The organism is Nocardia sp. N2S4-5 (genome assembly GCF_044628355.1).
GTDB classification, from domain to species: domain Bacteria; phylum Actinomycetota; class Actinomycetes; order Mycobacteriales; family Mycobacteriaceae; genus Nocardia; species Nocardia wallacei_B.
The window spans coordinates 5,295,875-5,308,348 of the sequence record NZ_JBIUPM010000001.1 but is presented as its reverse complement, the minus strand read 5'-3'; the positions used below and the strand labels follow the sequence as shown (position 1 = coordinate 5,308,348).

Annotated in this window: 12 protein-coding genes; 5 read left to right on the top strand and 7 right to left on the bottom strand. The window is 69.1% G+C overall.

From position 1 onward, the window contains the following. Positions 1-65: 65 nt before the first annotated feature. Positions 66-1,103, bottom strand: a complete 1,038-nt coding sequence (fbaA, locus tag ACFMRZ_RS24285) for a class II fructose-bisphosphate aldolase (RefSeq protein WP_400180884.1) — start codon at positions 1,101-1,103, stop codon at positions 66-68. Between the two features lie 223 nt (positions 1,104-1,326). Here fbaA and ACFMRZ_RS24280 point away from each other — a divergent pair, with 223 nt between their 5' ends. Together ACFMRZ_RS24280 and ACFMRZ_RS24275 are read left to right on the top strand one after the other, a co-directional pair. Next, a complete protein-coding gene (locus ACFMRZ_RS24280; RefSeq protein WP_400182960.1) occupies positions 1,327-2,040 on the top strand; it encodes a DedA family protein in 714 nt (237 codons plus the stop codon). Positions 2,041-2,042: 2 nt separating this feature from the next. After that, entirely contained in the window at positions 2,043-2,774 is a 732-nt protein-coding gene (locus tag ACFMRZ_RS24275) for a DedA family protein (RefSeq protein WP_280273745.1), read from the top strand. On the opposite strand, the gene ACFMRZ_RS24270 is transcribed toward ACFMRZ_RS24275, so the two are convergent. Together ACFMRZ_RS24270 and ACFMRZ_RS24265 are read right to left on the bottom strand one after the other, a co-directional pair. Beyond that, positions 2,771-3,820: a glycoside hydrolase family 76 protein gene (locus ACFMRZ_RS24270; protein ID WP_280361634.1), complete on the bottom strand. Its 1,050-nt coding sequence runs from the start codon at positions 3,818-3,820 to the stop codon at positions 2,771-2,773. The two genes, ACFMRZ_RS24275 and ACFMRZ_RS24270, sit on opposite strands and share 4 nt — an antisense overlap. A gap of 265 nt (positions 3,821-4,085) precedes the next feature. Further along, positions 4,086-5,054 (bottom strand): helix-turn-helix transcriptional regulator, encoded by a 969-nt coding sequence (locus ACFMRZ_RS24265; protein ID WP_400180883.1) that lies wholly within the window; start codon positions 5,052-5,054, stop codon positions 4,086-4,088. Between the two features lie 97 nt (positions 5,055-5,151). Here ACFMRZ_RS24265 and ACFMRZ_RS24260 point away from each other — a divergent pair, with 97 nt between their 5' ends. Next, positions 5,152-7,377, top strand: a complete 2,226-nt coding sequence (locus ACFMRZ_RS24260; RefSeq protein ID WP_400180882.1) for an ATP-binding cassette domain-containing protein — start codon at positions 5,152-5,154, stop codon at positions 7,375-7,377. 26 nt (positions 7,378-7,403) lie between these two features. Here ACFMRZ_RS24260 and ACFMRZ_RS24255 read toward each other — a convergent pair whose 3' ends face one another. Both ACFMRZ_RS24255 and ACFMRZ_RS24250 read right to left on the bottom strand, forming a co-directional pair. Further along, positions 7,404-8,111 carry a TrmH family RNA methyltransferase gene (locus ACFMRZ_RS24255; protein WP_400180881.1) on the bottom strand — a complete coding sequence of 236 codons (708 nt, stop codon included), beginning with the start codon at positions 8,109-8,111 and terminating at the stop codon, positions 7,404-7,406. A 51-nt stretch (positions 8,112-8,162) separates the two neighbouring features. After that, on the bottom strand, positions 8,163-8,486 hold the full coding sequence (locus tag ACFMRZ_RS24250) for a DUF4190 domain-containing protein (RefSeq protein WP_280273753.1): 324 nt from the start codon (positions 8,484-8,486) through the stop codon (positions 8,163-8,165). Positions 8,487-8,614: 128 nt separating this feature from the next. On the opposite strand from ACFMRZ_RS24250, the gene ACFMRZ_RS24245 reads away from it, so the two are divergent. Both ACFMRZ_RS24245 and ACFMRZ_RS24240 read left to right on the top strand, forming a co-directional pair. Beyond that, complete coding sequence (locus ACFMRZ_RS24245; RefSeq protein ID WP_400180880.1) at positions 8,615-9,988, top strand: sensor histidine kinase; 1,374 nt, start codon at positions 8,615-8,617, stop codon at positions 9,986-9,988. Further along, complete coding sequence (locus ACFMRZ_RS24240) at positions 9,985-10,647, top strand: LuxR C-terminal-related transcriptional regulator (protein WP_400180879.1); 663 nt, start codon at positions 9,985-9,987, stop codon at positions 10,645-10,647. Before ACFMRZ_RS24245 ends, ACFMRZ_RS24240 begins: the two co-directional genes overlap by 4 nt. Positions 10,648-10,704: 57 nt before the next feature. Here the strand turns inward: ACFMRZ_RS24240 and ACFMRZ_RS24235 are convergent, their stop codons facing one another. Both ACFMRZ_RS24235 and ACFMRZ_RS24230 read right to left on the bottom strand, forming a co-directional pair. Next, the gene (locus tag ACFMRZ_RS24235) at positions 10,705-11,427 is read right to left on the bottom strand and encodes a lysoplasmalogenase (protein ID WP_400180878.1); all 723 of its coding nucleotides are present in this window, start codon (positions 11,425-11,427) and stop codon (positions 10,705-10,707) included. Between the two features lie 5 nt (positions 11,428-11,432). Further along, a complete protein-coding gene (locus tag ACFMRZ_RS24230; protein WP_280273792.1) occupies positions 11,433-12,449 on the bottom strand; it encodes a beta-ketoacyl-ACP synthase 3 in 1,017 nt (338 codons plus the stop codon). Positions 12,450-12,474 lie beyond the last annotated feature (25 nt).

The window sequence follows — 12,474 nt, the reverse complement described above, 5'->3', positions numbered from 1 at the left end:
GGCGCACCGGAACCTTCCATCCTCTCAGCACCGGAGCGACGGGGACGCCCGGGGGCCCGAAGTGCTTACTTCGCGCTGACGGACTTGCCCGCGGACTTCAGATCGTTGCAGGCCTCGATGACGCGCTCGGCCATCGAGGTCTCGGCCTTCTTCAGGTAGCTGCGCGGGTCGTAGGTCTTCTTGTTGCCGACCTCGCCGTCGATCTTCAGCACGCCGTCGTAGTTGGAGAACATGTGCGCGGCGATCGGGCGGGTGAACGCGTACTGGGTGTCGGTGTCGACGTTCATCTTCACCACGCCGTACGCGAGAGCGTCCGCGATCTCGGACTTCAGCGAGCCCGAGCCGCCGTGGAAGACGAAGTCGAACGGCTTGGCGCCCTCGCCCAGGCCCAGCTTGGCCGCGGCGACCTGCTGCCCCTCGGCCAGCACCTCCGGGCGCAGCTTCACGTTGCCCGGCTTGTACACGCCGTGCACGTTGCCGAAGGTCGCGGCCAGCAGGTACTTGCCGTTCTCGCCCGCGCCCAGTGCCGCGATGGTCTTCTCGAAATCCTCCGGCGAGGTGTAGAGCTTGTCGTTGATGGCGTTCTCGACGCCGTCCTCTTCACCGCCGACGACGCCGATCTCCACCTCGAGGATGATGTTCGCGGCCGCGGTCTGCTTCAGCAGTTCCTTGGCGATCTCGAGGTTCTCGTCGATCGGGATCGCCGAGCCGTCCCACATGTGCGACTGGAACAGCGGGTGCTGCCCCAACTCGACCCGCTCCTGCGAGATGGCGATCAGCGGGCGCACGAAGGTATCGAGCTTGTCCTTCGGGCAGTGGTCGGTGTGCAGCGCGATGGTCACGTCGTAGCGCGCGGCCACCACGTGCGCGAACTCGGCGAGTGCGGTCGCACCCACGACCATGTCCTTCACACCCTGGCCGGAGCCGAATTCGGCGCCGCCGGTGGAGAACTGGATGATGCCGTCACTGCCGGCCTCGGCGAAGCCGCGGATCGCCGCATTGATCGTCTCCGACGATGTGCAGTTGATCGCGGGGAAAGCGAAGGAGTTCTCTTTGGCCCGACCGAGCATCTCGGCGTAGACCTCCGGAGTCGCGATGGGCACTGCAGGACCTCCGTGTGTGGTGCGAACGACAACTCTGTTCCCACTACCCTAAGTTCCGCCGTCGTCCGGGCGGAAGGCGGGCTGCGATCCGGCTCCCCCGGCCGAAATCCGCCGATGTCGCGGCGGCCGCGGGGCGACGACCAGCAACCTTCTGTGAGGTTCCCGTGAGGTTCGGTGCGATAGCGATACTGCCGGTACTGTGGGGGCCGTGACCTTGCTGGCCATATCTGACGCTGTCGCGAGCAACTTCTCCATCAAAGAGTTGCTGGACCCGATGTACCTGCTCACGGAGTCGGCGCTGCGGCATGCTGTGCTACCGGCCATCCTGGTCATCGTCTTCATCGAGACCGGTCTGCTGTTCCCGATCCTCCCGGGCGATTCGCTGCTGTTCACCGGCGGCCTGCTCGCCGCGCAGCCGCACCCCCCGGTCAGTATCTGGGTGCTGGTCCCGGCCACCGCGCTGGTCGCCATCGCCGGAGATCAGAGCGCCTATTGGATCGGCCGCGCCATCGGCCCGGCCCTGTTCCAGAAGCAGGACGGGCGCTTCTTCAAGCAGCGCTATGTCACCGAGACCCACGAGTTCTTCGAGAAGCACGGGCCGAAGACGATCATCCTGGGCCGGTTCGTGCCGATCGTGCGCACCTTCATGCCGGTGCTGGCGGGCGTGTCGAAGATGACGTACAGCAAGTTCCTGACCTTCGACATCATCGGCGGACTCGCCTGGGGTGGCGGCGTCACCGTGCTGGGCTACTTCCTCGGCAATGTGGCGTTCATCCGCGACCACGTCGAGGCCATCTTCCTGTTGATCGTCCTGGTATCGATCCTGCCGGCCATCATCTCCATCGGCCGCAAGCTGATGAACCGCGAGCCCGCCCTCGCCGAGGGTGTCGATACCACCGCCGAGATCCCTGTTCCGACCAACGAACCCACGCGCTGACCTTGCCGACCACGCCGCTACCCCTCGCACTGGGCGGATTCGATCCGCTGCAGTCCGCCGGACCGGCACTCGTCTGGACCGTTGTCCTCGTCTTCGTGTTCCTCGAGTGCGCACTCATCATCGGTCTGTTCCTGCCGGGCGACTCGATGCTGCTCACCGCGGGAATCGTGCTGGCCTCCCATGCCGGCGGGCACGCCCAGGTGTGGGGGCTGGCGGTCGGCACCATGATCGCCGCGATTGCCGGTAACCAGGTCGGCTATGTCATCGGCAACCGCACCGGTCATCACCTGGTCGCGCGTAAGGACGGGCGCTATATCAATGCCCGGAATCTGGCCCGGGTGACCGAGTTGCTGCACAAACACGGCTTCACGGCGGTGCTGGTGGCCCGGTGGATTCCCTGGGTGCGCACGCTGTGCCCGGTCGTCGCCGGGGCCGCGGGCATGGACCATCGCCGCTACACGCTGGCCAGTTCGATCGGCGCGGTGATCTGGGCGCCGGTACTGCTGCTGATCGGCTTCTACGCCGGTGGTTTCCTCGAGCACGTGTCGTGGCTGATGCCGACGGTGATCGGGACGCTGGTCGCGGGCCTGATCGTGGGCACGGCGCTCGGTATCCGGCAGTATCGGATCGAGATGGCGCGTCCCGCCGAGGATTTCGATCTCGACGCGGTGCCGGAGTGCGACTCCGCCGTCGCCGTGCACGGCTACGCGACCGGCGAGGACGATCGGGCCTAGAACCCCGCGGCCGTCACCAGGTGGGCGGATTCCATCAGCAGCCAGCCCGACAGTTGCACCGACAGGTCGCGCTCCGGCGTCGCGGACGAGGTGACCGAACCGCCCGCGGTGAAGTAGGAGGCGCCCGAGCTACCGGTGGGCAGGGTGGCGGGCACGGTCCAGTCGTGGCCGAAAAGCGGGTCGCCCTCGACATCGAGCCGGTGCTCCCACGCCGCGCGGGCCGAGGCGGTGACGATCGTGGCGGCCCGGCGCCGCGCGGCCTGCTGGGCGGTGTCCTCGCCCGGCAGCATCAGCGCCACGTGCGCCAGGTACCGGATCAGGATGCCGTTGAACAGGCCGCCGTCACCCCCGCCGCCGCCGGTCACGACGCCGCCGCTGGTCAGGTGTTCCTCGACCGCGTTCAGCAGCCGCTGCACGCGCTCGATGTGCACGGATTCGTCGGAGTGCACGGCGAGTTCGGTCTCCAACCCCAGCACCACGCCCTGGCAGTAGCTGTACACCACGCGTTCGAGATCTCCCGACGGTAGGTGGATGCCGTCGAAGATCAGCCCGGTGTCGGGGTCGCGCAACCGCTCGTCGAGGAAGTCCGCGATGCGGGTGGCCAGGTCGTAGTCGCCGAGGCGGGCCAGCACGATACCGGCCGGGCCGTTGGCGGGCGCGTTGTAGAAGTCGGAGTCCTTGCGCCACGGCAGCGCGCCGATCTCCGGCCGGAATCCGTCGCGCAGTTCCTTGTGCAGAGCGCTCAGACCGCCGCGTACCTCGGTGCGGCCCTGGGTACGCTCGGCCCGCTCCAATGCGATTGCCAGCCAGGCCATGTCGTCGTAGTAGTTGTTGGTCCAGCCGGTGATGTTGCGGATCCGGTGGGTGCGCGCGATGGCGGAGATGCGGTCGGTGCGGGCCGGGGTCTGCTCGCGGTTGGCCGCGTCGACCGCGACATCGATGAGATGCGCCTGCCACCAGTAGTGCCAGGTGACGAAGGCCCGCTCCGCGGCGGTCGCCGGCCAGCCCACCACACCCAGCTCCGTGCCCGGAACCACCCACAGCATGCGCAGATGCCGGGCGAGAATGGCGGACTCGGCCTTGTCGGCCCGCTCGGACCACACCGCGGCGTCGGGTTCGGTTCCGGGCCGAGTGCGGGGCGGCTGGGGCCGCGGCGTGGGCGCGTCGTCACTGCGCGGAGTCATGGCTCAATGGTGCCAGTCCGGCAGCGGATTTCGCGCCCGATTTGTTACGGATTCGACTCTCGGGCGCGATGTGCCTGCCCATTGCTGTGCCGGCGTCACAAGGGATGCCGCGGCAATGCCGGTGTGGCTACGGGCCGGTGCCCGCGCGGGACAAGCGCTCGGCGAGCGTGCGGCAGCGGTCGCGGAATTCGGCGGGACGCTCGATGACGAAGTCGGCGTCCAGGAACGCGAGGTTCAGGATCAGCCATTCGAACGAGTCGATCCACGTGGTGACGCGGCAGCGGCCGCCGGTCAGCGTCTCGATGTCGCAGTCCTGGAAGCGCAGGATGTCGGCCACGCGATCCGCCGGGGCGGCGACGGTGACCACGGCCCGGTACCGTCCCGCCGTGAGTGCGCCGCGCAGGTAGTCGGCGGCCGATTCGGCGGGCAGCGGGCGCGGGGTGAAACGCTTTCCGCCCGAGGTGATCTCGCCGATGCGATCGATCCGGAAGGTACGCCAGTCGGCGCGGTCCAGATCCCACGCCAGCAGATACCAGCGCAGCAGCCGGTGCACCTGGCGGTAGGGCTCGGCTCGGCGGCGGGCGATCGTGCCGGTGCGGGTGGTGTAGGTGAAGGTGACCTGCTCGTGGCGAGCGGCCGCCGTGGCGAGCGTGGCCAGCACGTCGGCGTCGATCGCCGGGGCGGACTGGGCGGTGGCCTCGACTGTGCCGCGCAGCGCGGTGGCCGGTGCCCGCAGCCGCTTCGGGAGGAATTGGTCGATCTTGCCGAAGGCGCGGTCGGCGGCCGCGGCCATGCCCGTGGCGCCGTCGTCGTCGGCCGTCGTCGCGGCGAGCAGGCCCAGGCCGACGACGGTCGCGACGGCCTCCTCGTCGTCGAAGACCATGGGCGGCAAGGCGTTTCCCGCGGACAGGCGGTAGAAACCGCCCGGGCCCGGTTGAGTGACGACGGGGTAGCCGTAGGACCGCAGGCGCTCTATATCGCGGCGGATCGTGCGTGGACTGGCCTGCAGGCGGTCGGCCAGTTCGCTGCCGCTGAAGCGGCGTCCGGTTTGCAGGTAGGCGAGCAGGTCGAGCAGGCGGCGGGTGTTGTCGGCCATGTCGCGCCTTTCCGGTCTCGCCTCGCGGGTCTACGTCCTGCCACGATGATCTCAGTTGCGGTCGATAAGTGGCCACATCTGCTTCTACGGTCGCGTTATGGCTGTCATTCGTATTCGGGGAGCCCGGACCAACAACCTGCGGCGGGTCGATCTCGACGTGCCGCGCGGGCGGCTGGTGGTGTTCGCCGGGGTGTCCGGGTCCGGCAAGTCGTCGCTGGTCTTCGACACCATCGCCGCGGAGGCCGGGTATCAGGTGAACGAGACCTATCCGCCGTTCGTCCGCAATCGGCTGCCGCGCTGGAGCCGGCCGGAGGTGGATCTCATCGAGGGATTGTCGCCGGTGGTGGTGATCGATCAGAAGCGGCTGGGCGGCAACGCGCGATCCACCGTGGGCACCATCACCGACGCGTATACCTATCTGCGGCTGCTGTTCTCGCGGGTGAGCGAGCCGTATGTCGGTGAGTCGAACCACTTCTCGTTCAACGATCCCGCCGGGATGTGCCCGACGTGCGCCGGACTGGGCGAGACCCTGACGACCGCGGTGGACCGGCTGCTGGATACGGACAAGTCAATGGCGGACGGCGCGATTCTCCTGCCGGGTTTCGGCAACGGGCAGTACTGGTATCGGCAGTACGCCGACATCGGATCGTTCGATCCGACCACGCCGCTGCGAGAGTGGTCCGAGCGGGAACGACAGGCACTGCTGTTCGGGGGCGCGGCCGCGGCGGCGCTCGGTACCCGGCCACCGCAGGACTACGAGGGCGTGGTCGAGCGGTTCGAGCGGATCTACCTGCACACCTCCGACACACTGTCGGACCACAAAAAGGCTGTGGTGGAACGGTTTACGCGGTCGGAACGCTGCCCGGACTGTCACGGTGCGCGGTTGAACGCGGCCGCGCGGGAGGCGCGGGTGCTGGGCCGGACCATCGTGGAGATGAGCCGGATGGAGATCGAGGAGCTGGCCGATCTCATCTCGAAGGTGTCGGATCCCGCTGTGGCGCCGGTGGTCTCGGCGCTACACGAGAAACTCGGAGCGCTGACCTCGATCGGCCTCGGCTATCTGGCGCTGGCCCGGCCCACGGCCACGCTGTCCGGCGGGGAGTCTCAGCGCATCAAGACGGTCCGGCATCTCGGCAGCAGCCTGATCGAGATGCTGTACGTATTCGACGAACCGACCGTCGGGCTGCACCCGCACGATGTGCGATCCATGACCGAGCTGCTGAAACGGTTGCGGGACAAGGGCAATTCGGTGCTGGTGGTGGAACACGATCCGGATGTGCTGCGGGAGGCGGACCATATCGTCGAGATCGGTCCGGGTGCGGGCGATGGCGGCGGCCGGGTCGTGTTCGAGGGCGGATACGAGACGCTGCGGGCTGCCGAGACCCCGACCGGTCGCGCGTTGGGGGCGCGGCTCACCGGGCGGACGCCGCGCGTGCCCACGGGCAAGCTCCGCATCGATGACGCCACCCGCAACAATCTGCGCGATGTGTCGGTGGATCTGCCGACCGGCGTGCTGACCGTGCTCACCGGCGTGGCGGGGTCGGGGAAGTCGAGTCTGGTCGCCGAGTTGGCGGAGCGACATCCGGCCACCGTGGTCGACCAGCGGCCCGTCACCACCAACCGGCGCTCGACTCCGCTCACCTACGCCGGCCTCGCGCCCGCCGTCCGCAAACTGTTCGCGCGCCGCAACGGCGTTTCCGCGGCGCTGTTCAGCGCGAATTCGGCCGGTGCGTGCCCGGCGTGCCAGGGCGCCGGTGTGATCTACACCGACCTGGCTTTCATGGACGGGCAGGAGGTGGTCTGCGAGACCTGCGGCGGCCGCCGCTTCACCGACGAAGTCCTCCGCTACACCGTCGACGGCCTCACCATCGCCGACGTCGACAACCTCACCGTCGCGGAGTCCATCGAACGCCTGCCCGTGATCGCCCGCCCCCTCCGCCACCTCGACGAGGTCGGCCTCGGCTACCTACGCCTGGGCCAATCCCTCACCACCCTCTCCGGCGGCGAATGCCAACGCCTGAAGATCGCCAAGGAACTGACCCGCCCCACCGACCACACCCTCTACATCCTCGACGAGCCCACCACAGGCCTCCACCTCTCCGACATCGAGACCCTGCTGTCAGTTCTGAACCGCTTGGTAGACAAGGGAAACACCCTCGTTGTCATCGAACACAACCTCGACATCATCCGCTCCGCAGACTGGGTGATCGACCTCGGTCCGGGGCCGGGGAGACATGGGGGCCGGGTGCTGTGCGAGGGGACGCCGGAGCAGATCATGCACTGCCCGGACTCGAAAACCGCCGCCGCCCTGCGAGAAACATGATTCGTGTCGAAATACCGTTCGGGTGCCTACCAGGCTCGGGTGAGGTCCGCGTGTTGGCTTATCCAGGAGTGCATGGCTATGCCTGCGGCTACGCCGGCGTTGATGCTGCGGGTGGAGCCGAATTGGGCTATGGAGACGGTCATTACGGCGGCTTGTTTGGCTTGGTCGGTGACGCCGGGGCCTTCCTGGCCGAACAGGAGGAGGCAGTTGCGGGGGAGGCGGGCCGTTTCCAGGGGGATCGAGCCGGGGACGTTGTCCACGGCTACGACGGTGAGTTCCTCGCTGGCGGCGAAATCGAGCAGGGTCGCTACGTCGGGGTGGTGGACGATGTGCTGGTAGCGGTCGGTGACCATGGCGCCGCGGCGGTTCCAGCGGCGGCGGCCGACGATGTGCACGGCGGCCGCGGCGAAGGCGTTGGCGGTGCGCACCACCGTGCCGATGTTGGCGTCGTGCCCGAAATTCTCGATGGCGACGTGGAAGGGGTGGCGGCGGCGGTCGATGTCGGCGACGATCGCCTCGCGCGTCCAATAGCGGTAGGCGTCCACGACATTGCGGCGGTCGCCGTGCGCGAGCAGTTCCGGGTCCAGGCGCGGATCATCCGGCGGCTCGGTACCGAATTCCTCCCACCAGGAGCCGACGCCGTGCGGATGCTCGCCCCATTCGGTGGGGCCCGGCTCGCCCTGTGACGCATCGCTCCCCCGCTGGTCCGCCGCGTCCTCCGCCCGCCACTGCACACCGTCATCGTGCCGTATCACCACGATGTCACCGCATACCGGCCGGACCGATCACGACGCCGAGGCGCCGATCGCGATCGCGATGATGACGAAGTAGAGCACCAGCATCAGCAGGCCGAACCCGACCAGCACGGTCGACACGATGCCCAGCACATAGCCGACCTGCGCGTTGGTGCGCCCGCCGTACATGCCGCCGGAAGCGTCGATCTCGTTGACCACGCGCCGCCCCATCACCCACGCGAACGGTCCCACCAGGCCGCAGAGCAGGCTGACGATTCCCAGGATCAGTACCGTGGTGGCCTGCGGATGCTCGGGAGGCTGGTACGGCATGTAGCCGTAACCGCCGTACTGCGGCGGCGGAGGGGGATAACTCACCGCGTCATCGTAGTCGCGGCGGTGCTCCCGGACGACCGGACCGCACGGCTTACGGTGGGGCTACCCACACCGGGCATTCGGTGGGTCGCTCCCTCGATTCCCGCCACGCCCGCGACCAGCATGGAGTCATGACCGAGACCTTCGCCGAACCGACCCTCGCGCTCGAGCGCCCCGATCGGCCGCCGCTGACCGCCGGCCGGGTGTTCCGCGCGCTGCTACGCGCCCCGTTCGAGGCCCGGACCTGGAAGGATTTCGCCTACCTGGTGGTGGCCTGCGTGCTCGGCGGCGTCGCCGTGGTCTGGCTGTTCGCCGGATTCGGTGTGGGGCTGTACACCTCGATCTTCCTGCTCGGCATTCCGCTGCTGGCCCTGGTGCTGCTGGCCGGGCGGCCCTGGGGCCGGATCTACCGCGCCGTCGGCGCGACGCTGCTGGATACGCCGATGCCCGCGCCGCCCGACTTCGCGCCGCGGCCCGGCCCACTCGGGTGGCTGCGCAGCGCCTTCACCGACCGCACGTCGTGGCGGGCGCTGGTGTTCCTGATCGCCGAGGTGGCGCTGGGGTTGTTCGCCGGATACGTCGTGCTGGTGATCATCGCGATGACGGTGTTCACCGCGATCTCTCCCCTCCCCTGGGCCATCTTCCATCCGGTGAACGTGGACGAGCAAGGGCGCGAACATCATTCGCTGGCCCAGTTCGGCGACTTCTACGTCGACTCCTGGCCGCGGGTGCTCGTCATGGCCGCGGTCGGTGTGCTCGGCTGCTTCCTGCTGCCGTGGCTGGTGCGCGGTGTGGCGTGGCTGCACAAGCAGCTGTCGCTGGCCCTGCTCACCCCGACCGCCCGCGACCGCCGGATGGTCGAGTTGCAGGAGAGCCGCCGGGTCGCGGTGGCGGATTCGGCCGCGACACTGCGACGGCTGGAACGCGATCTGCACGACGGCACCCAGGCCCGGCTGGTCACCATCGCCATGGCGCTCGGCCGCGCCGAGGAACGCCTCGCCGCCGGTGGCGACCCGGCCGACCTGATCGCCGACGCCCACGCCGGTTCCAAGGAGGCCCTCGCCGAACTGCGGGAACTGGTGCGCGGCATCCATCCGCCGGCGCTGGAGCTGGGTCTGGAACCGGCCCTGGAGACGTTGACGGCCCGCTGTGCCGTGCCGGTCGAACTGCGGATGCGGTTGCCGCAGCGGCCCAATCCGGCGATCGAGGCGATCGCCTACTTCTCCGTCGCCGAGTTGCTCACCAACGTGGTGAAGCATTCGGGCGCCACCCGCGCCTGGGTGTCGGTGCTGCCGAGCGGGCACAGCATCGCCGTCGAGGTCCGCGACGACGGACACGGCGGCGCCCGGCAACCGGCCGTGCCGACCGGCGAAACCGTTGTGAGCGGCGGACTTTCGGGCCTGGCCGCGCGGGCGCGCGCCGTCGACGGCACCCTCACGGTGGACAGCCCGGCCGGTGGCCCCACCATCGTCACGGTGACGTTGCCGACCGAGGGACCGCGATGACCGAGAACTGCCGCGCGTTGCGCATCGTGATCGCCGAGGACAGCGCGATCCTGCGCGACGGCCTGGCCGGACTGCTCACCGACCGCGGCCACGAGGTGGTCGAGATGGTCGGCGACGCGGTGCGATTGAGCGAACTGGTCGCCGAGCACCGGCCCGACGTGGCGGTGGTGGATGTGCGGATGCCGCCGTCGTTCACCGACGAGGGGCTGCTGGCCGCGATCGAGCTACGGCGCAAATTCCCCGATGTCGGGGTGCTGGTGTTCTCCCAATGGGTCGAAACCCGCTACGCGACCGAACTTCTCGCGGGCGGCGCCAGCGGAGTGGGATATCTGCTCAAGGACCGGGTGGCCGACGTCCGCGAGTTCGTCGACGCCCTGCAGCGGGTCGCCACCGGCGGCACCGCGCTGGACCCGGAGGTGGTGAGCCAGTTGATGGGCGCTGCGCGCCAGCAGGATTCGCTGACCCGGCTGACCCCGCGCGAACGCGAGGTCCTGGAATTCATGGCACAGGGACTCACCAACGCCGGCATCGCGCAGGCCCTGACCGTCACCGAACGCGCGGTGGAGAAGCACATCGGCAATATCTTCCTGAAACTGGAGCTGCCGCCGTCGGACACCCATCATCGGCGGGTCCTGGCGGTGCTGCGGCTGCGCGGGTGAGCCACCTCGGTGGGCCCCCGATGGTCTACGCGGACACAAATCGCCGCGAGATGGCATTCATTGCCGCCCAACATCGTTTCGTGTCCGCGTAGGCCGGTGTGCATGGGCACGCGGGTCGGTGAGGAGATACTGGGCCGCGGCGTAGGTCGTCAGGATGACGCCCTCGGTGAGGCGGCGCGAGCGGGCGGTGCGGGCGAACAGGCGGCGGAGCACGATCAGGCCATCGGACACCGTGAACAGCAGCGCCCCCGCACCCAGCCTGCTGCGCGGGTCGCGGCCCGGAAGATTCGTTCCGGCAATGCTTTTCACCGCCGGAGCCAGCGCCGGATCGGAGGCCAGCACGGCCGCGGTCCCCAGCGTGGCCCCGTATGCCGAGAGCGGCACGGCGAGGTTCGGGGCCTTCGCCCCCAGCAGCGCGCCCGCGCCGAGCCACGCCGCCAGCCGCGGCAGCGCCACGGCAGCCCGCGGCCGGGCGCCCGATCGCCACCAGAGCACGGAGTAACCGGTCTGCATCACCGCGAAAGCCGAAGCGCCCGCGACCAATCGACGGTCGTCGTCGGGATCGATGAGCAGCACGTCACCGACCGTCGCGGCGCCCAGCGCGCCCAGCAGCACCCGGCGTTCGGCGGGCGCCACGTCCCCGCTGTGCAGCACGTCGGCGGCCAGCAGCGGCATCAGCAACGGCTTCGTCGCCCACTGCCACCGGTCCCGACCGGTGAGCGCGCCGAACACCGTGGCGGCGGCAGCGGCGGCATAGGCCGCCCGGAAAGGCCGAACCATCTCGCTCAGAAGCTCGGCTGCAGCGGCTTGGGCGGCAGCGTCACGACTTGACCGGCGTAGCTCAGACCCGCACCGAAGCCGAGCACCAGCGCCAGCTGGCCGCCCTTGGCCTTGCCGGTCACCAGCATCTCCTCGATGGCCAGCGGGATCGAGGCCGCCGAGGTGTTGCCCGTGTTCTCGATATCGCCCGCCATCGGAATGTCCTCGGCCAGGCCGAGATTCTTCTTCATCAGCTCGTTGATGCGCGCGTTGGCCTGATGCGGCACGAACACCTCGATGTCCTCCTTGGCCACCCCGGACCGCTCGAGCGCGGTGGACAGCGCCCGCGGCAGCGTGACCGCGGCCCAGCGGAACACCCGCGGCCCCTCCATCCGCAACGACATCCGGCCCACCGGCTCGAGTGCCGGATCGGTGCCCTGCAGCGCCTGCGCCTTGTTCATGAACTCAAGAAAGTCGACGTCCTGCGCGATCGCCCCGGCGTTCTCGCCGTCGCTGCCCCACACCGTCGGCGAGATGCCGTTCTCCTCGCTGGGCCCGATGACGACCGCGCCCGCGCCGTCGCCGAAGATCATCGCGGTACCGCGGTCGGTCGGGTCCAGGCCGACGGTCATCGTCTCCGCGCCGATCACCAGCACGTATTCGGCCGAACCGGCCCGGATCAGATCCGCCGCCACCCCGACCCCGTAGCCGAAGCCACCGCAGCCGGAGGTCAGGTCGAAGGCCGGGATGCCGTTCATCCCCAGGTCGTACGCCACGGCCGGAGCGCCGTGCGGGGTCAGTTGCAACCAACTGGAGGTGGCGAGCACCAGCGTGTTGATCCTCGAGCGGTCGACGCCGCTGTTGACGATCGCGCGCTCGCCCGCGGCCGCGGCCATCGACCGCAGCGTCTCGTCGCCGGAGATCCAGCGGCGGTTGCGGATGCCGGTACGTTCGAAGATCCATTCGGGGGTGGAGTCGAGAACCTCGCACACCTCGGCGTTGCTGACGATCCGCCGCGGCCGATAGGCGCCGATGCCGAGCATCGCGACATTCTCGCGGCCCTTGTTT